Annotated in this window: 18 protein-coding genes; 6 read left to right on the top strand and 12 right to left on the bottom strand. The window is 67.6% G+C overall.

Annotated elements, in window-relative coordinates:
• Window positions 1-6: 6 nt before the first annotated feature.
• The gene (locus tag AC07SQ_RS19010) at window positions 7-1,236 is read right to left on the bottom strand and encodes a nucleoside recognition domain-containing protein (RefSeq protein ID WP_062470462.1); all 1,230 of its coding nucleotides are present in this window, start codon (window positions 1,234-1,236) and stop codon (window positions 7-9) included.
• 96 nt (window positions 1,237-1,332) lie between these two features.
• Here AC07SQ_RS19010 and AC07SQ_RS19005 point away from each other — a divergent pair, with 96 nt between their 5' ends.
• The 3 genes from AC07SQ_RS19005 (at window position 1,333) to AC07SQ_RS18995 (ending at window position 4,632) form a co-directional block, all read left to right on the top strand.
• The gene (locus AC07SQ_RS19005) at window positions 1,333-2,925 is read left to right on the top strand and encodes a phospholipase D family protein (RefSeq protein WP_495272513.1); all 1,593 of its coding nucleotides are present in this window, start codon (window positions 1,333-1,335) and stop codon (window positions 2,923-2,925) included.
• Window positions 2,926-3,010: 85 nt separating this feature from the next.
• Window positions 3,011-4,180 carry an ABC transporter substrate-binding protein gene (locus tag AC07SQ_RS19000; RefSeq protein WP_095747388.1) on the top strand — a complete coding sequence of 390 codons (1,170 nt, stop codon included), beginning with the start codon at window positions 3,011-3,013 and terminating at the stop codon, window positions 4,178-4,180.
• A 101-nt stretch (window positions 4,181-4,281) separates the two neighbouring features.
• Window positions 4,282-4,632 carry a hypothetical protein gene (locus AC07SQ_RS18995; RefSeq protein ID WP_495272512.1) on the top strand — a complete coding sequence of 117 codons (351 nt, stop codon included), beginning with the start codon at window positions 4,282-4,284 and terminating at the stop codon, window positions 4,630-4,632.
• A gap of 4 nt (window positions 4,633-4,636) precedes the next feature.
• Here AC07SQ_RS18995 and AC07SQ_RS18990 read toward each other — a convergent pair whose 3' ends face one another.
• From AC07SQ_RS18990 to AC07SQ_RS18955, 8 genes are all read right to left on the bottom strand, one after another.
• Window positions 4,637-5,365 carry an ABC transporter ATP-binding protein gene (locus AC07SQ_RS18990; RefSeq protein WP_495272511.1) on the bottom strand — a complete coding sequence of 243 codons (729 nt, stop codon included), beginning with the start codon at window positions 5,363-5,365 and terminating at the stop codon, window positions 4,637-4,639.
• On the bottom strand, window positions 5,358-6,128 hold the full coding sequence (locus AC07SQ_RS18985) for an ABC transporter ATP-binding protein (protein WP_070061345.1): 771 nt from the start codon (window positions 6,126-6,128) through the stop codon (window positions 5,358-5,360). Before AC07SQ_RS18985 ends, AC07SQ_RS18990 begins: the two co-directional genes overlap by 8 nt.
• Window positions 6,125-7,087, bottom strand: coding sequence for a branched-chain amino acid ABC transporter permease (locus AC07SQ_RS18980; RefSeq protein ID WP_307696760.1), 963 nt, complete (start codon window positions 7,085-7,087; stop codon window positions 6,125-6,127). The genes AC07SQ_RS18985 and AC07SQ_RS18980 overlap by 4 nt, the downstream gene beginning before the upstream one ends.
• Window positions 7,084-7,944, bottom strand: a complete 861-nt coding sequence (locus AC07SQ_RS18975) for a branched-chain amino acid ABC transporter permease (RefSeq protein ID WP_495272510.1) — start codon at window positions 7,942-7,944, stop codon at window positions 7,084-7,086. Before AC07SQ_RS18975 ends, AC07SQ_RS18980 begins: the two co-directional genes overlap by 4 nt.
• Before the next feature lie 36 nt (window positions 7,945-7,980).
• Entirely contained in the window at window positions 7,981-9,183 is a 1,203-nt protein-coding gene (locus AC07SQ_RS18970; protein WP_495272509.1) for an ABC transporter substrate-binding protein, read from the bottom strand.
• A gap of 97 nt (window positions 9,184-9,280) precedes the next feature.
• A complete protein-coding gene (locus tag AC07SQ_RS18965) occupies window positions 9,281-9,604 on the bottom strand; it encodes a 2Fe-2S iron-sulfur cluster-binding protein (RefSeq protein ID WP_062470484.1) in 324 nt (107 codons plus the stop codon).
• 11 nt (window positions 9,605-9,615) lie between these two features.
• Window positions 9,616-11,064 (bottom strand): glutamine synthetase family protein, encoded by a 1,449-nt coding sequence (locus AC07SQ_RS18960; RefSeq protein ID WP_495272508.1) that lies wholly within the window; start codon window positions 11,062-11,064, stop codon window positions 9,616-9,618.
• 9 nt (window positions 11,065-11,073) lie between these two features.
• On the bottom strand, window positions 11,074-12,405 hold the full coding sequence (locus tag AC07SQ_RS18955; protein WP_495272507.1) for an aromatic ring-hydroxylating dioxygenase subunit alpha: 1,332 nt from the start codon (window positions 12,403-12,405) through the stop codon (window positions 11,074-11,076).
• A gap of 297 nt (window positions 12,406-12,702) precedes the next feature.
• On the opposite strand from AC07SQ_RS18955, the gene AC07SQ_RS18950 reads away from it, so the two are divergent.
• A complete protein-coding gene (locus AC07SQ_RS18950) occupies window positions 12,703-13,437 on the top strand; it encodes a GntR family transcriptional regulator (protein ID WP_062470492.1) in 735 nt (244 codons plus the stop codon).
• A 16-nt stretch (window positions 13,438-13,453) separates the two neighbouring features.
• On the opposite strand, the gene AC07SQ_RS18945 is transcribed toward AC07SQ_RS18950, so the two are convergent.
• Window positions 13,454-14,260, bottom strand: coding sequence for a metallophosphoesterase (locus AC07SQ_RS18945; protein ID WP_495272506.1), 807 nt, complete (start codon window positions 14,258-14,260; stop codon window positions 13,454-13,456).
• A gap of 129 nt (window positions 14,261-14,389) precedes the next feature.
• Here AC07SQ_RS18945 and AC07SQ_RS18940 point away from each other — a divergent pair, with 129 nt between their 5' ends.
• The gene (locus AC07SQ_RS18940; RefSeq protein ID WP_167394953.1) at window positions 14,390-14,563 is read left to right on the top strand and encodes a hypothetical protein; all 174 of its coding nucleotides are present in this window, start codon (window positions 14,390-14,392) and stop codon (window positions 14,561-14,563) included.
• Between the two features lie 50 nt (window positions 14,564-14,613).
• Here the strand turns inward: AC07SQ_RS18940 and AC07SQ_RS18935 are convergent, their stop codons facing one another.
• On the bottom strand, window positions 14,614-15,585 hold the full coding sequence (locus AC07SQ_RS18935) for a LysR family transcriptional regulator (RefSeq protein WP_062470498.1): 972 nt from the start codon (window positions 15,583-15,585) through the stop codon (window positions 14,614-14,616).
• A gap of 123 nt (window positions 15,586-15,708) precedes the next feature.
• On the opposite strand from AC07SQ_RS18935, the gene AC07SQ_RS18930 reads away from it, so the two are divergent.
• Window positions 15,709-16,251: a hypothetical protein gene (locus AC07SQ_RS18930; protein ID WP_307638443.1), complete on the top strand. Its 543-nt coding sequence runs from the start codon at window positions 15,709-15,711 to the stop codon at window positions 16,249-16,251.
• Window positions 16,252-16,540: 289 nt separating this feature from the next.
• Here AC07SQ_RS18930 and AC07SQ_RS18925 read toward each other — a convergent pair.
• Window positions 16,541-17,053, bottom strand: a 513-nt coding sequence (locus AC07SQ_RS18925; protein WP_495276207.1) for a hypothetical protein, incomplete at its 5' end; no start/stop codon positions are given.

Here is a 17,053-nt window from a genome sequence, read left to right as displayed (position 1 = left end):
GCAGGCTCAGCCGAAGAACCAGTAGCAGACCGCAATCGCCGCCACCACCCCCGCCAGCTCCGCCAGCAACGCGCAGGCCACGGTGTGCCGCGCTCGCTGGATACCCACCGCGCCGAAGTACACCGCCAGCACGTAGAACGTGGTCTCGGTGCTGCCCTGGATGGTGGCGGCCACCAGCGCGGGAAAGCTGTCGACGCCCTGGGTCTTCATGGTCTCGATGAGCATCGCGCGCGCCGCACTGCCCGAGAAGGGTTTGACGAGCGCCGTCGGCATCGCGTCGACAAAGCGCGCGTCCCAGCCGCCCGCCTGCACCAGCCAGCGCAGGCCGTCGAGCGCGAAATCGAGCGCGCCCGAGGCGCGCAGCACGCCCACCGCGCACAGCATCGCGACGAGGTAGGGCAGCAGGTGCTTCGCGATGTCGAAGCCTTCCTTCGCGCCTTCGACGAAAGCCTCGTAGACCTTCACGCGCCGGATCGCGCCGGCCGCCAGGAACACGATGATCACGCCGAACAGCGTGAGGTTGCCCAGCAGCGACGACAGCGAGGCGATGGCCGCCGCCGACAGCGTGCCCAGGAGCGCCATGAAACCGCCCAGCAGCAGCGCGCCCGGCACCAGGTAGGCCAGCACCACCGGGTCCCACAGCCGCAGGCGCTGCACCACCGCCACCGACAGCAGGCCCACCAGCGTCGAGGCGCTCGTGGCCAGCAGGATCGGCAGGAACACCAGCGTCGGGTCGCTGGCGCCCTGCTGCGCCCGGTACATGAAGATGGTGACGGGAAGCAAGGTCAGTGACGAGGCGTTGAGCACCAGGAACAGGATCTGCGCGTTGGTGGCCGTCACGGGGTCGGGGTTCAGGCGCTGCAGCTCGCGCATGGCCTTCAGGCCGATGGGGGTGGCGGCGTTGTCCAGCCCCAGCGCGTTGGCCGCGAAGTTCATCGTGATGAGCCCGAGCGCCGGATGCCCTGCCGGCACGCCCGGCATCAGCCGCCTGAACAGCGGCCCGAGCAGGCGCGCGAGCCAGCCGACGAGGCCGGCGGTTTCGGCGATGCGCAGGAAGCCCAGCCACAGCGTGAGCGTGCCGAACAGCAGCACCATCACCTCGACGGCCAGCCGCGCCATCGCGAACAGGCTTTCGACCAGCGCCGCGAACACGGTCGGGTCGCCGCCGACGAGCCACCGTCCCAGCGCTGCGAGCGCCGCCATCCCGAAGAACCCCAGCCACAACCCATTGAGCACGCGTTTTTTCCTTCTTTTCGTTGGCTGCCGTGTGTGCCGTTGATCATAGGGCGGCATGCCGCCCCGGCCGGGCTCTGCGGCGCTACAGTGCGACCCATGGCCGCCGCCCTGTTCCGCCTTCGTCGCTTTGTCGCCCTGGTGTCGAGCGGGCTGGCCCTCGCCTGGCTCGCGGGCTGCGCCAGCCTGCCGCCGCCGCAGCCGCACCCGGTGCTCACGAACGCGATCACCGACGTGGCCGGCACCGACCTGGGCCGGCTGGCCGCCCAGGACGCGCCGCAGGGCGGGGCGGCGGGGTTGTCGGGCTTCCGGCTGCTGCCCGAGGCGGCGTTCGCGTTCGACGCGCGCATCTCGTTGGCGCGGCACGCCGAGAAGTCGCTCGACGTGCAGTACTACCTGATCAGCAACGACGACGTCGGCCTGCTGTTCCTCAAGGAGCTGCGCGAGGCCGCCGCGCGCGGCGTGCGCGTGCGGCTGCTGGTGGACGACCTGTACACGGCGGGCGAGGACGAGGTGTTCAGCAGCCTCTCGGCCTTCCCGAACATCGAGGTGCGGCTGTTCAACCCGCTGCCTTCGCGTGCCAGCTCGCTGCCCGCGCGGCTGCTGTTCTCGCTGGGCGACTTCGGCCGCATCAACCACCGCATGCACAACAAGCTGCTGGTGGCCGACAACAGCTTCGCGGTCTCGGGCGGGCGCAACATCGCCAACGAGTACTTCATGCGCAGCACGGCGGCGAACTTCATCGACATGGACGTGCTCTCCAGCGGGCCGATCGTGCGCCGCATGTCCGAGGGCTTCGACCGCTACTGGAACAGCGACCACGCCTGGCCCATCGAGCGCATCGTGCCGCAGCGCCTGCCGCTCGAGGAAGCCCAGCGGCGCTTCGACACCCTGGCGCGCGCGGCCGTGCCCGACGTGCCGATGCAGCAGCGCGACGTGCTGGGCAAGTCGCCGGTGGGCGAGCAGCTCACCACGGGCCGCATCGACCGCTACTGGGCGCCGGCCACGCTGTTCGTGGACGACCCCGACAAGATCACGCGCAAGGCCGAGGCGGCCTACGGCGGCAGCGTGACCGAGGGCGCGCTCGGCGTGATCCAGGCGGCGAAGCACGAGGTGAAGATCGGCTCGCCGTACTTCATTCCGGGCGCGCGCGGCATGGCGATGATGAAGACGGCCATCGAGCGCGGCGGGCGCATCACGGTCATCACCAACTCGCTGGGCGCCACCGACGAGCCGCTGGCCTATGCGGGCTACGAGCGCTACCGCGCCGACATGCTGAAGATCGGCGTGACGATCTACGAGATCGCGCCCACGCTCTCCGGGCGGTCGGGGCGCTTCGGCGACTTCGGCAAGTCGATCAGCCGGCTGCACGCCAAGCTGGCCATCGTGGACGACCAGCGCTTTTTTGTCGGCTCGATGAACCTCGACCACCGCTCGGCCGCCGTCAACACCGAGATGGGGCTGGTGATCGACAGCCCGCGGCTGGTGCAGGACTACGACAAGCTCATGAACGGCGAGCGCGTCAACCTGGGCTACCGGCTGCGGCTCGCGCCGGGCGGGCGGCGCGTGCAGTGGCTCGAATACGACGACGCCGGCGGCGACATCGTGCACGAGGACGAACCGGGGGAATTCCTCTGGCTGCGCTTCAAGAACTGGTTGCTTTTACCCATCGTGGGCGAGGAGCTGCTCTAGGGTTTGTCATGACCGATCCAGTGAGGTGCGTTACATTTCTGTTTGAAATGTGAACTTTTGTCACCGACTATTGGAGGCTTTGATCATGACCGTCCCCGTGCCGCGCGAGTCGACCGCGCCGCTTTCCACCAGCCGCCGCCGCGCCCTTTCCGGGCTGGCCGCCACGACGGCCGCCGCGGCCGGCGTCGGGCTGGGATTTCCGGCGTTCGCGCAGAACCGTGCGATCCGCATCGGGACGACCTTCGACAACAGCAGCGTCGAAAAGGCCAACGGCCAGGGGCTGTACCAGGGCTCCACCGCGTTCTTCAACGCGCTGAACAAGGCTGGCGGCATCCATGGCAGCAAGGTCGAGCTCGTGATGGCCGACGACACCTTCAAGCCCGAGGTGGCCAAGGCCAACGCACTGGCTTTCGAAAAAGACGGCTCGGTGCTCGCGCTGGTGCACCCGCTGGGCACGCGCCAGACCGCCGAGGTGATGGACGCGGTGCCCGGCATGGCCGTGGTCGGCCCGATCACCGGCACCATCGCGCTGCGCAAGAAGACCTCGCCCAACACCTTCTGGGTGCGCGCCAACTACGACCAGGAGGTCGACAAGCTGGTGAGCACGGCCGCCGTGCTGGGCCAGACCCGCATCGGCCTCGTGCATTCGAACGACCCGCTGGGCCAGTCGGTGCTGGCGGCGTTCAAGAACGCGCTGGCCAAGGCCAAGCTGGAGCCGGCGGTGATCGCCACCACGCCCAACACCACGAGCATGGAAGTGGGCCCGGCCGCCGAGGCCATCGCCAAGGCCAAGCCGCAGGTGGTGGTGGTCGGCCTGGCCGGCACGGCGCCGGTGTTTTTGAAGGCGCTGCGCGGCGCGGGCAACAGCAGCTCGGCCTACGGGCTGTCGATCACGGCCAGCGCGCTGTCGGCCATGGGCGACCTGGCACGCGGCCTGGGCTTCGTGATCGTGGTGCCGTCGCCGTACTCGACCAAGTTCGAGATCGTGCGCCGCTACCAGGCCGACATGGTGGCCAACGGCACCAAGGACTTCTCGCTCACCAGCCTGGAGGGCTACATGAACGCCGCCGTGCTGGCCGAGGGCCTGCGCCGCGCCGGCCCCGCGCCGACGCGCGCCGCCGTGCTCGGCGGCATGGCGAGCATCGAGAACTTCGACCTGGGCGGCGTGAAGATCAACTACGGCCGCTCCAACCGCGAAGGCGGCCAGTTCGTGGACGTGGCCGTGATCGGCAGCCGCGGGCAGATGCTGAGCTGATGCGGTCGAGGCGTACCGCGCGCTGCGGCGCACGGTAGCGCCTGCCGGTACGCCGGCACACGCACGGCCCTGTCGCGGGTCGGCGTGCTTACAGTGGGGCCATGACCTTCGAACTCATCCTGGGCCTCGGCCTGCTGGCCCTGGTGCTGCTGGACCTGGCCCTGTTCTTCCTCGTGCGCTGGGCCGTGCTGCGCGAGCACCTCGGCCCGCTGGCGGCCAGCCTCGTCTACGGCCTGTGCCTGGCCGTGCTGCCGTACTTCGTGTGGTGGGGCCTGGGCACCCACGTGCTGTTCGGCAAGGACACGACCTTCCTGGCGCCCGTGGTGGACGTCGGCCTGGCCTTCATCCTCTACACCTGCGTGTGGCTGTCGTGGGGCGTGAGCCTGATCGCCGGGGGGCTGGCGTCGTGGCGTTTCTTCGCCGGCGCCCGGCGGATCGGCCTGCTGGCCTGACAGTTCAGCCGGCCGGCGCCTCGGCGATGCCGACGCCCAGCAAACCTTCGAGCAAGTCCTTGTCGGACGCCAGCGCCGCGCTCGGGCCGGCGTGCACGACGGTGCCGCGCTCCAGCACGATCGCCTGGTGCGTCATGTCCAGGGCCAGCACCGGGTGCTGCTCCACCACGATCGAGGCCAGGCCTTCCGATTCGCACAGGCGCCGGATCGCCGCGGCCAGCTCTTCCACGATGATCGGCGCGAGGCCTTCCATGGGCTCGTCGAGCAGCAGCAGCTTCGGGTTGGTCATGAGCGCGCGGCCGATGGCCAGCATCTGCTGCTCGCCGCCCGAGAGCTGGTTGCCGTAGTTGCCGCGCCGCTCGCGCAGGCGCGGAAAGAACTCGTACACGCGCTGCAAGGTCCAGCTGCCGGGGCGGGCGATCACCGTGAGGTTTTCTTCCACCGTGAGCGAGGGGAACACCTCGCGCTCCTGCGGCACCCAGCCCAGCCCGGCGCGCACGCGCTGGTGCGCGGGCCAGCGCGTGATGTCGGCGCTCTGCCAGCGGATCGCGCCCTGCATCACGCGGGTGTTGCCCATCAGCGTTTCGAGCAGCGTGGTCTTGCCCACGCCGTTGCGCCCGAGGATGGCCAGGCTTTCGCCGGGCCGCAGCGAGAAGTCGAGGCGGTCGAGGACCACGGCGTTGCCGTAGCCGGCGGTGACGCGGTCGAAGGCGAGGGCGGCGGTTTCAGCCATGGTGGTGCGAGCTTCCCAGGTAGACCTCGCGCACGCGCGGGTCGGCGCCGATCTCGGCGGGCGTGCCTTCGGTGAGGATGCGTCCGCCCACCAGCACCGAGATGCGGCGCGCGAAGCGGAACACGAGCTTCATGTCGTGCTCGATGAAGAGCACGCTGATGTCGGCCGGCAGCGCCGCGATGGCTTCGAAGAGTTCGCCGCTCTCGTCCTCCGGCACGCCGGCGGCGGGCTCGTCGAGCAGCAGGATGCGGGGCTTGGCGGCGAGCGCCAGCGCGATCTCGAGCAGCCGCTGCTTGCCGTAGGCCAGCTCGGCCACGGGCACGTCGGCCAGGGCGTCGAGCTTCAGCGTGGCCAGCAGCGCATGCGCTTCGTCGAACACGGCGGTGCAGCCCTTGAGCGGCCGCCACCAGGTGGCGCCCAGCCCTTCGCGCTCGCTGATGGCCAGCACCACCGACAGCAGCGGCGTGAGGCTGGGGAACAGCGTGTTGATCTGGAAGGTGCGCGCCAGCCCCATGCGGGCGCGCTTGTCGCCGGGCAGGCGCGTGATGTCGCGCGGGCCCAGGTGGATGTGGCCGCTGGTGGGCTTGAACACGCCCGTGAGCAGGTTGATGAGCGTGGTCTTGCCGGCGCCGTTGGGGCCGATCAGCGCCTGCCGCGCACCGGGTTCGAGCGACAGGTTGACGTCGCTCACGGCCTGGAAGGCGCCGAAGCGGATGCCCAGGTTCTGCGTGCGCAGGGCGTGCGTGGTGGTGTTCGAAGTCATCGCGCCTTCCCCGTGCGCACCACGCGCGAGAGCGCGCCCATGATGCCGCCGCGTCCGAGCATGACGGCCGCGATCAGGAAGATGCCGAGCCAGAACATCCAGTACTGCGGGTTCATGTCGGCGAACCAGTCGTGCACCAGCATGTAGACGATGGCGCCGATGAGCCCGCCGTACAGTCGCCCGGTGCCGCCGAGCACGAGGATGATCAGCACTTCGGCCGAGCGGTTGAAGCTGATCGATTCGATGCCCACGAACTGCGTGGTCTGCGCCAGCAGCGCGCCCGCCACGCCGGCCACCGCGGCCGACATCGCGTAGGCCATGCGCAGGCGCGCTTCCACCGGCGAGCCGATGGCCGTCATGCGCTTGCGGCTGTCGTGGATGCCGCGCAGCGCCAGGCCGAAGGGCGAGCGCAGCACCAGCCGCACGAGCAGGAACATCGCAAGCACCACGCCGAAGGCATAGCCGAACGCGGTCTTTCCGTAGAGGTCGAAGTCGAACAGGCCCAGCACGGGCGCGATCACCACGCCCTGCAGCCCGTCGGTGCCGCCCGTGATGCCCGAGAGCCGGTTGGCCAGCTCGAACAGCAGCACGCACACGCCGATGGTGATCATCAGCCGCGTGAGGTCGGCGCCGCGCACCACGAGGTAGCTCAGCACGTAGCCCAGCAGGCCGCACACGGCGAGCGCGAACGCCAGGCCGGTGAAGGGCTCGCTCCAGCCGTACTTGGCGAGCAGGCCGGCCGCATAGGCGCCCGCGCCGAAGAAGGCCGCGTGGCCCACGGTGAGGATGCCCGCGTAGCCCAGCGCCATGTCCAGCGACACGGCGAAGAGCCCGAAGATCATGATCTGGCTCATCAGCGTGAGCTTGTCGGGCAAGAGGAAGAAGCTCGAGGCGAGCGCAAGCCAGAAGGCGATTTCGGCCACGCGCAGCTGCGCGGGGGACAGGCTCAGCGGCTTCATGCGAGCCCCTTCTTGGCGACGATGCCGTTCGGGCGCACCAGCAGCATGACGATCATGAACACGTAGATGAGAAAGGCGCCCGTTTCAGGCAGGTAGTACTTGCCCGCCACGTCGACGATGCCGACCAGCAGCGCCGCGATGAACGGCCCGGTGACGGTGCCCGCACCGCCCACGCACACCACCATCAAAAAGTAGACGAGGTACTTGAGCGGGAACGACGGCTCCAGCCCCAGCATGCCCAGGCTCAGCGCGCCGCCCAGGCCCGCCAGGCCGCAGCCCAGCGAGAAGGTCAGGAAGAACAGGCGCTGCACGTGGATGCCCGTGCCGCCCGCCACGCGCTGGTTGTCGACCGCGGCGCGCACCATCGCGCCGTAGCGCGTCTTGCCCAGGCCCAGCAGCAGTGCGACCAGCACGGCCACGCCGCAGCCGATCAGGAACAGGCGGTAGCGGCCCACTTCGAGGCCCAGCAGCGACACCTGGCCCTCGAGCGCTTGGGGCAGCGTGAAGGGCTGCATCGTCGGGCCGAAGAAGTAGGTGAACGCGGCGATCGAGACGAACACCACGCCGATCGACAGCAGCACCTGGTCCAGCGGGTGCGCGCGGTACAGCCGCCGGTAGAACACGAACTCCAGCACCGCGCCCACCACCGCCGCCGCCACGAAGGCGGCCGCCAGCGAGAGCCCGAAGCCCAGGCCCCACTGGTTCATGAGCACGCTGGCCGCGTAGCCGCCCACCATCGCGAAACTGCCGTGCGCGAGGTTGACGAAATTCATGAGTCCCATCGTGATGGACAGGCCCACGCCGATGAGAAACAGGAGCATGCCGTAGGCCACTCCATCGAAGATCACGATGCCCATGAATTTCCTGCTTGCTGCGTGCTGGCTGGCGTTGGCTTACTTGGGAGCGGCTTCCTTGGCCGGGTCCTTGACGCGCTCGAACTTGTCGAACTCCACGTTCACCAGCTGGCCGTTGGCGCGCTCGGTCTTGCGGATGTAGACGGTCTGCACGATGTCGCGCGTGGCGGCGTCGATCTCGATCGGGCCGCGCGGGCTCTCGAAGCTCAGGCCCTTGAGCGCGTCCATGAACTTGTCGCCGGCGGTGTCGCCCTTGGTCTTGGCCAGCGCCAGGTCGATGGCGGCCATGGTGTCGTAGGCGGTCACGGCGAAGTAGCTGGGGCGCAGCTTGGTGCCGTTGTCGGCGGCGAAGTCCTTCACGAACTTCTGGTTCTTCGGCGAGTTGTGCGCGAACGAGTAGTGGTGGCTGGTCACGAGGCCCAGCGCCACGTCGCCGGTGGCGTCCAGGTAGCTGTCGTCGGTGGCTTCGCCGGTGGCGAAGAGCTTGATGCCGGCCTGCTCCATGCCGCGCTCCTTCCACACCTTGAGGAAGGCCGGCGGCATCACGCCCGAGGGGAAGAAGAAGAACACGGCCTGGGGCTTGGCGTCCTTGATGCGCTGCACGTAGGCCGAGAAGTCGGGGTTGTTCATCGGCGTGCGCACCTCGCCCGAGACCTTGCCGCCGCCGGCGGTGAAGGCCTTCTTGAACGCGGTCTCGGCATCGGCGCCCGAGGCGTAGTCGGCGACCACGGTGTAGGCGTCCTTCACGCCCTGCTTGAGCATGTAGCGCGCCATCGGGTCGGTGACCTGCTGCACAGTGAACGACAGGCGCGCCACGTAGGGCGAGCTGGTGGTGATGGCCGACGATGCCGCGTTCATCACCAGCGTGGGGATCTTGGCCTGCGTGGCGATGGCGCCCACGGCGTAGGCGTTGGGGCTGAAGTCCAGGCCGGTGAGCACGTTCACCTTGTCGCGCACGATGAGCTCCTGTGCGATGCGCTTGGCGGCGTCGGGCGCGGGGCCGGCGGTGTCCTTCTTGATGATCTCGACGGTGCGACCGCCCACCTTGCCGCCGTGCTCCTTCAGGTACAGCGCGATGCCGGCGTCGAACTGGCGGCCGTAGTCGGCGTAAGGGCCGGAGTAGGTCGCGATGAGGCCGATGCGCAGCGGCTCCGTGGTCTGGGCTTGAGCGGCACCCGCCATGCCGAGGCCGGCGAGCAGCAGGGTCGAGAGGAGGGTTCGCTTGGTCATCGTCGTCGTCATGAAAAAACGCCTTTCAGTGGGAGTGGAATGCGCCGCACGGGCGCCGCTGGCTTGTAACCGGATGTTTGGCAGCGGGCGATGATGCCCGACGCGTTGGTCAGACCTGTGTATCGGGCACACGCACCGTGAGGCCATCGAGGGCGGCGCTCACGCTGAGCTGGCAACTCAGGCGCGAACCGGGCCGGCGCTCGGACGCGACGGCATCGAGCAGCGCGCTTTCCATGTCGTCGGGCGGCGGCAGCAGTTCGAGGAACGCGTCGTCGACGTAGACGTGGCAGGTCGCGCACGAGCAGCAGCCGCCGCACTCGGCGTCGATGCCGCGCACGTTGCCGCGGATGGCGGTCTCCATCACGCTGGCGCCGACCTTGGCGTCGACCTCGCGCGTGGTGCCGTCCTTGAGGATGTAGTGGATCGTGGGCATGAAAGAAGGGTTCAGAACATGTCGAAGTACTCGCGGTGTTCCCACTCGCTGACTTCGAGGTTGAAGCGGGCGATTTCCGCTTCCTTGATGTGGCACAGGTAGTCGACGAAGGTCTTGCCCATCTGCGTGTTGAGCATCTCGTCGCGGCGCAGGCAGGCGAGGGCGTCGCCGAGCGATCGCGGCAGTTGCTCCGCCGGCGTTTCGTACGGCGCGTCGGCCGAGGGGCCGGGGTCGGTCTGGTGGCGGATGCCGTCGAGCCCCGAGAACAGCTGCGACGCGAGGTACAGGTACGGGTTGGCCGTCGGTTCGCCCACGCGGTTCTCGATGCGCGAGGCGTTCTGCCCCGGGCCGCCGAGCACGCGCAGCATCGCGCCGCGGTTGTCGCGTGCCCAGATCGCGCGGTCGGGCGCGAGCGAGAAGGGGCGGTAGCGGCGGTAGCCGTTGATCGTCGGGCTGGCCAGTGCCGCCGCGCCGCAGGCGTGCGCCTTCAGGCCGCCGAGGTAGTGCATGCCGATCTCGCTGAGGTCGCGTCCGCCGGGCTCGGGCATGAAGGCGTTCACGCCGTCGCTCTTGCGGCGCAGCGACTGGTGCAGGTGCCAGCCGCTGGACATCACGTTCGGGATCTTCGGGCGGCACATGAAGGTGGCGTGCAGGCCGGCGCGCTGGCAGATCTGCTTGATGGCGCTGCGCAGCAGCACCATGGTGTCGGCGGGCGTCACGCCGGCCGTCGGGCCGAAGGTGAGCTCGAACTGGCTCGGGCCGAACTCGATCTCGAGCGAGCGCAGCGGCAGGCCGAGCGCCACGAGCTGCGAGCGCAGCAGCTCCATGAGGCCGTCGACACGGTCGTAGCGCAGCTCGGTCAGGTACTGGTGGCCGTGCGAGAGCAGCGACACGCGCGGCGGTTCGCCGGGCTGGCCCGAGTCGGTCAGGCCCATGCGCGCGTCTTCGAGCTTGAAGACGTGGAACTCGACCTCGAGGCCGGCGATGAAGTCCAACCCGAGCTCGTCGAGCTGCGTCACCGCGCGCTGCAGGATCTGCCGCGTGGCGAAAGGGCAGGGCCGGCCGTCGGCCATGTAGGCGTCGCACAGGATCCAGCCGGTGCGCGGCGCCCAGGGCAGCACCTTGAAGGTGGCGGGGTCGGCCACGATGGTGAAGTCGGCGCCGCCCTGCAGTCCCTCGATGGCGAAGCCGCCGCCCTGCGTGAACACGGGGAACACGGTCTTGTGCGAGGTGTCCTTGGCCAGCAGGGTGGAGGTGAGGTTCACGCCCTCCCACAGGGCCGAGCGCGCTTCGCCCGCGACCAGGGTCTTGCCGCGCAGCAGGCCGTGCTGGTCGGGCCAGGCGAAGCGGACGGTGTCCACCTCGCCGCTGTCGATGCGGCGCACGAGTTCGCGCGCCTGCGCATGCTGGTCGGCCGACCAGAGACCGAAGCGGTCGACGAATGTGTTGGTGCTGCTCATGGCGCGTGCTCAGGCAGCGAGCCGTGCGGACGCCCAGTCGGACTTCAGGCGGCGCGCGCGGTCGGCGTCCTGCCAGTAGGCCTCGGTGGCGGCTTCGTCGACCACCTTGCCAATGCCGTCGATCGACGGCGGGCCGGTCATGGCGCTGGCCTGGGCGGCGTCGATGAGCATCGGCGCGGTTTCGCCGGCGAGCGTGGCCTCGATGGCCTTCACCAGCACGCGGCGGTAGGCAATGATGCCCTTGTCCGTGCTGCCCAGGTGCTCGCGCGTGCGGTCCTGGATGGCGCCCTGCGACTCCACCGCCCACTGGTCGTGCACGTTGATGTCGTCGCCCATGCCGGTGTAGGTTTCGGTCAGCTGTTCCTCGATGCTGTAGCCGTAGTTGTTGCGCTTGTTCTTGCGCGAGGTGTAGTCGGGCAGCTCGTACAGCTTCAGGCGCTGGTCGCGCATCTGCTGTTTGTCGACCGGGCCGGTGAAGCTCGTGAACACGGCATACCAGTAGCAGTGCGTGTCGTCCACGGGCACGTGCCACTGCGAGATGGTCATCTCGGCGCTCATCGGGATCACGAAGGCCTGCGGGAACACCACGTTGGTCACGCGCACGTGGGTGGTGTCTTCCGAGAGCTTGCGCAGCGCCTTCAGGCGGAAGCCGTAGTCGGTGGGCTCCACGCTGATGTCGGGCCGGTCGTACTCGCGCAGCACCTTGGTGATGGGCATGTCGGAGTCGGCCGAGGCGCCGCGGAACTGCTTGCCGTAGCTTTCCGACGTGTCTTCGTCCTCGAAGAAGCGGTGCAGGTACGAGGCGTGCGCGGGGTCGATGCCCACTTCGAGCGCCTGCAGCCAGTTGCATTCGAACAGGCCCTTGAACGCGAAGGTGTGGCTGTCGGGCGCGACGAAGCAGTCGAAGTCGGGGAAGGCCGGGGGCTCGCCCTCGCCGATGTACGCGAAGACCACGCCGGCCTTCTCGACCACCGGGTAGGCCGACTGCTTGATGCGGCTGCACAGCTTGCTGGTGGCGGGCTCGGCCGGGGTCTCCAGGCAGTTGCCCTTGGCGTCGAACAGCCAGCCGTGGAAGGCGCAGCGGATGCCGCCGTTTTCCAGCCGGCCGAAGGCGAGGTCGGCGCCGCGGTGCGGGCAGTCGCGGTCGAGCATGCCGAGCTGGCCGCTCTCGTCGCGGAACAGCACGAAGTCCTGGCCCATGAGCTTCACGGGCTTGACCGGGCGCGGGCCCGCCAGTTCGTCGGCCAGGGCCACCGGCTGCCAGTAGCGGCGCAGCAGCTTGCCGGCGGGCGCGCCGGGTCCGACGCGGGTGATGAAATCGTTTTGCTCGGCGCTGATCATCGTGCGGGCTCCATCGAGAGGTCTTTGTCAGAAGGCCTGCAGGCATTGCATGCAGTTGTATGCATTGTCTTGGTGATTTTTGACAAAGGTCAAACTTCCATCGGCCGATTCGCCCCGTTTTGGGGCTTGAAGCGGCCATATATAGGGTTAACTCTGAGGTGGTTGTGTGTTTTTGACACACTTCTGTTTGCGGTGCATGCAACAACCGCGCCCGTTTGGCTATGCTGCGTGCAGTGGCGGGCGGGTCTCCTAGAATCCGCCCATTCATCCCTCTCCTTGTTGCCCTGGCGCCTCCCGATGGACTCCCAACAATCCCGCGTGCTCGTGCAACTGCGCGACCTGATCCTCAAGGGCGAATTCGTGCCCGGAGAGCGGCTGGCCGAGATCCCGCTGGCCGAGAAGCTCGGGGCCTCGCGCACGCCGGTGCGCCTGGCGCTGGCCAGCCTCGAGCACGAAGGCCTCATCGAGCAGTCGCCCAGCGGCGGCTACCAGATGCGCCGCTTCACCTCGCAGGAAGTGGCCGACGCCATCCGCGTGCGCGGCGTGATCGAGGGCTTTGCCGCCCGCCTGCTGGCGGAAGACGGCGTGTCGCGCCAGTTGCTGCGCGACCTGAAGGACTGCCTGGAAGATGGCGACCGCGCCGTCAACAAGCCCAGCATGGAGATCGACGACTACGCGGCGTACGTCGAGATGAACGACCGCTTCCACCGGCTGATTCTCGAAGGCTGCGGCAACCTTGCGCTCAAGCGCGTGATGGACATGCTCGGCGGCCAGCCCTTCGCCGCGCCCAGCGCGATGCTGCCCATGCAGTCGTCGATGGAGGAGGGCCAGCAGTGGATGCGCCAGGCGCACCGCACGCACCACGCGATGGTGCAGGCCATCGAGCGCGGCCAGGGCTCGCGCGCCCAGGCGCTCGGCGAGGAGCACGTCGAGATCGCGCGCATGAACCTCGACTACGCGCTGGAGCGGCCCGAACTCGCGGCCGAGCTCATGCCGGGCATCCGGCTCGTGGCCAAGGGGCGCACCGCCTGAGCGGCAAAACGGCCGGTCAGCGGATCTCGATCAGCAGCTGGGGCTGGTAGCCCTCTTGCTCGCCGTTGCTGCGGTAGCCCAGCGGATTGGCGACCACGCGGCAGCCGTCCTTCACATAGTCGAACGGGCAATGCAGGTGGCCGTGCAGCCACAGCTGCGCGTGCGGCAGCAACTCGTCGAGCGAATTGCAGAAACCCGCGGTGCCGGGCGTGAGCCCATAGCGGGGATCGGCGCTGGCGAGGCTGGGCGCGAAATGGGTGATGGCCACCGTCGTGCCGTCGTAAGGCTGGGCCAGCGCATCACGTAACCAGGTCTGGCAGGTGAGCGCTTGCTCTCTCATTTCGGCCGACATGAAGGGCTTGCCGTTGCGCGTGCCGGCCATTTTCTCGAGGTAGAAGTCGGCCGCACGCATCGCCTTGCCGCGCTTCTTGAGCGCCTCGGCGAGGCCGTCACGGGGCTCGACCAGCGCGTCGAAATCGGCCCACAGCGTGGTGCCGATGAAGCGGATGCCTTCGATGACCAGCGTTTCGCGCTCCAGCCAGAGGATGCCCAGCTCGTCGCACAGCGCCCGCAGGCGCGCATGCGTCGCGTCGAAGTCGAGGTTGTCGTACTCGTGGTTGCCCGGCACGTAGACCACCGGCGTCGGCCAGCCCTTGCGCGGCGAGAAGCGGCCCAGGCCGAAATCGGTGTCCGTCAGGCGGGAGCCTTCCTGGTACGAGCCGATATCGCCTCCCAGCACCAGCAGGTCGGCGCCCGGAATGGGGTCGGCATGAAAGTTGGGGTGGGATTCCAGGTGCAGGTCGGACAGCAGTTGCAGCTTCATCGTCGGGTCAGTCTAGGTGAATCGCACTATGCGTGAGATGCATAACTTGGGGCTTGCTTTACTAGGGATTACCCTTAATCTACTTCCATCGTTAATCAACCCCGTCGCAGCCACAAGCCGCGCACCGTCATGTTCAGTCTTCTTGCCCAAGTGGCCCGTTTCTTCCGTTCGTCGCCGAGCCAGACCCCCGCCAGCCACGCCGCTGCGCTGATGGAAAGCGCCGACAGCCGTGCCGGTCGCGGCGCGCACCACGCGCAAGAACTGCGTGCGGCGGCTTCCGCCTGGCTCAGCGTCGTCAGGTAATTCGCCGACGCGCGTCGCCCCGTGCGGCGCACCCGGGATCCAAGGGCAGGTCACGCCTGCCCGTGGACCGAGCCCGCGAACGCCGCGGCCGCCGAGCGCAACAGCGCCGTGCGCAGCCACTCGTGCGAATGCCCATGCTGGGCGCGCCGGTGCCAGATGGCATCCACGTGCACCGGCGGCTGGTCGAAGGGCAGGTCCCGCACCACCAGCTGATTCTCGATGCCCGTCACGCTCACGAAGTGACGCGGCAACACCGCCAGCAGGTCCGAGTTCGCGACCACGCGCCCCGCGGTGAAGAACTGGTTCACCGTCACCGCGATCCGCCGCTCGCGCCCCATGGCGCCCAGCGTCTGGTCGATGAAGCCGTACGGCCGCCCCGAAAAACTCACCAGCAGGTGCCGCGCTGTGCAGTAGCTGTCGAGTGTCAGCGGTGCGCTGGCCAGCGGATGGCCGCGTCGCATCACACAGACATACTGGCCCAGATAGAGCCGCTGGGTCTCGAACGGCACCCCCACCCCCGACTGGCCGCGCGCCGCCAGGCTCGCGATCACGGCGGGAAAGTAGCCGATCGCCATGTCGACTTCTTCGTGCTCCAGCATGCGGCGCGGGTCGCGCGTGGTCAGCGGCAGCACGCGCAGCGAGATGGCCGGGGCTTCTTCTTCCGCAATCTTCACCAGGCCCGGCATGAGTTCGGCGGCCGTGGCATCGGCCATGGCCAGCAGGAAGGTCGTGTCGGCGGTGCCGGCATCGAACTCGCCGGGCGCCAGCGTGTGCTGCAGCTGGCGCAAGGCGTCGCGCACCGTCGGCCAGAGGGCTTGCGCGCGCGGCGTGGGTTCCACGCCCGCACCGGAACGCCGCACCAGCTCGTCGCCCAGCAGCTCGCGCAGGCGGCGCAGCGAGTTGCTCACGGCCGGCTGGGTGATTGCGAGGTTGCGGGCGGCGCGCGTGAGGTTGCGCTCTGCCATCACCTCGTCGAAGACGCGCAGCAGGTTGAGGTCGAATGTGCGGAAATTGACGTCCATCAGCGATATGAATGATAAACATCAAAAAGATAAAGTGGCGGAACACTGGGGTAATCCCTAATATCGAGTCATCGGCCTTGTTCGCCACCACTGATTACCACTTGTCCCCAGGAGGGATGCATCATGACCAGCTTTGTCCACGTTGACCAACCCACCGAACATCCCGGCGTCCGTCGCGCCGAAGTTCTCTTCGGCCAGATCCAGGCCGCCCGTGCCGGTGCCCATGGCGCCCGTCCGCTGATCGCCCTGTTCGTGCTGGCCCTTGCGGCCGCCGTGCTCGTGGTCGCCGACAAGATCGTCTCCAACTGGGACGAAGGCGCGCTGCTCGCCGCATGGACCGTGTTCTGTGTCGCCGCCATCGCCTTGTTCGCACTCTTCGTCGGCTCGGTCCGCAAGAGCAGCCTGGCCACCCTGTGGCGCGAAGCTGCAGAGCGCCGTGCGCAAGCGCGTGCAGACGCCCGCTTCCTGGCGACCGCCCAGAGCGATCCGCGCATCATGCAAGAGCTGCAAGCCGCGGTGTGGCGTCAGCAGTCGGACGACGTCGTGTCGGTCCAAGCCGTCGCCAAGGTCGACGCCCTGGCTCGCATGAACCGTCGTTCGCAAGAAGTGCGCATGCCCACGCTGTATGAAGCGATGCGCCGCATGAACAGCTCGCGTTATTACTAAGCAAGGCTGGGCCGGGCGCTGAGCGGCCGGCTGTAGTTGAGTTGGTTCAAAGGCCCGTCGGACGTATGTCCGACGGGCCTTTTTCATTGGGGGCTGAGCCGAGGGAGGTTGGTGAATGTCTCTGCTGTCATGGAGGCGCTGCGGGAGTTGCTCGATGGCGCCCTGGTTGGGGGAGCGTGCGCCTCTCTATATAAGGGGGCGAATGGAGTCGCTCTTGGGGAACGCCGTGAGATCAAGCGGTGCCTGAAGACGCGGCAAGCTGTGGAGCGGCCTCACTGCAAGATTCTTTTCATCTCGTGTTGGCTTCGGCGCCCAAAATGACATACACTGGCAGGCTTCGCTGCTGAATACCTCTGGTGTTTGAAGCGACTGGAGCTCTCAGGAGTGCTGGTTGTGGGTGGTGAAGAAAGTCTTCGAAAGTTGACGCGGTTTGAAAAAACAGTGCATAATCGAAGGCTTCGCTGGAAACAACTTCAGCGACTTGAACTGAAAGGTTTGGGTTGCAGGAAAGAAGAAGTGGAAAGCGAAAAAAGTCTTCGAAAGTTGACGCGGTGTTGAAAAACAGTGCATAATCGAAGGCTCCGCTGAAAACAACTTCAGCAGCTTGAATCGAAAGATTCGGGATGCGAAAAAAGAAGTTGAAGAAAGCGAAAAAAGTTTGACGATACTTAAAAAATCGTGTTAGACTACAAGGCTTCGCTGATCGCAGCAAAGCAAAACGAAGCAAACGACAAGTTGCTTCGGTGATCGTTAAAAAATTACAGCCGATAAGCGTGGGCGTTTGAAGGTAATTGCGTAAGTT

This window comes from Variovorax sp. GW821-FHT06D12 (assembly GCF_059419205.1).
This window is presented reverse-complemented; position numbering and strand designations above follow the sequence as displayed.

What these genes read in the sequence shown, in the direction of transcription:
- AC07SQ_RS18960 (WP_495272508.1), bottom strand. Translation starts at nt 11,064, where the DNA reads ATGAGCAGCACCAACACATTCGTCGACCGCTTCGGTCTCTGGTCGGCC.
- AC07SQ_RS19000 (WP_095747388.1), top strand. Translation starts at nt 3,011, where the DNA reads ATGACCGTCCCCGTGCCGCGCGAGTCGACCGCGCCGCTTTCCACCAGC.
- AC07SQ_RS18955 (WP_495272507.1), bottom strand. Translation starts at nt 12,405, where the DNA reads ATGATCAGCGCCGAGCAAAACGATTTCATCACCCGCGTCGGACCCGGC.
- AC07SQ_RS18990 (WP_495272511.1), bottom strand. Translation starts at nt 5,365, where the DNA reads ATGGCTGAAACCGCCGCCCTCGCCTTCGACCGCGTCACCGCCGGCTAC.
- AC07SQ_RS18975 (WP_495272510.1), bottom strand. Translation starts at nt 7,944, where the DNA reads ATGGGCATCGTGATCTTCGATGGAGTGGCCTACGGCATGCTCCTGTTT.
- AC07SQ_RS18935 (WP_062470498.1), bottom strand. Translation starts at nt 15,585, where the DNA reads ATGGACGTCAATTTCCGCACATTCGACCTCAACCTGCTGCGCGTCTTC.
- AC07SQ_RS18995 (WP_495272512.1), top strand. Translation starts at nt 4,282, where the DNA reads ATGACCTTCGAACTCATCCTGGGCCTCGGCCTGCTGGCCCTGGTGCTG.
- AC07SQ_RS18965 (WP_062470484.1), bottom strand. Translation starts at nt 9,604, where the DNA reads ATGCCCACGATCCACTACATCCTCAAGGACGGCACCACGCGCGAGGTC.
- AC07SQ_RS18985 (WP_070061345.1), bottom strand. Translation starts at nt 6,128, where the DNA reads ATGACTTCGAACACCACCACGCACGCCCTGCGCACGCAGAACCTGGGC.
- AC07SQ_RS18970 (WP_495272509.1), bottom strand. Translation starts at nt 9,183, where the DNA reads ATGACGACGACGATGACCAAGCGAACCCTCCTCTCGACCCTGCTGCTC.
- AC07SQ_RS19005 (WP_495272513.1), top strand. Translation starts at nt 1,333, where the DNA reads ATGGCCGCCGCCCTGTTCCGCCTTCGTCGCTTTGTCGCCCTGGTGTCG.
- AC07SQ_RS18980 (WP_307696760.1), bottom strand. Translation starts at nt 7,087, where the DNA reads ATGAAGCCGCTGAGCCTGTCCCCCGCGCAGCTGCGCGTGGCCGAAATC.
- AC07SQ_RS18945 (WP_495272506.1), bottom strand. Translation starts at nt 14,260, where the DNA reads ATGAAGCTGCAACTGCTGTCCGACCTGCACCTGGAATCCCACCCCAAC.
- AC07SQ_RS18930 (WP_307638443.1), top strand. Translation starts at nt 15,709, where the DNA reads ATGACCAGCTTTGTCCACGTTGACCAACCCACCGAACATCCCGGCGTC.
- AC07SQ_RS18940 (WP_167394953.1), top strand. Translation starts at nt 14,390, where the DNA reads ATGTTCAGTCTTCTTGCCCAAGTGGCCCGTTTCTTCCGTTCGTCGCCG.
- AC07SQ_RS18950 (WP_062470492.1), top strand. Translation starts at nt 12,703, where the DNA reads ATGGACTCCCAACAATCCCGCGTGCTCGTGCAACTGCGCGACCTGATC.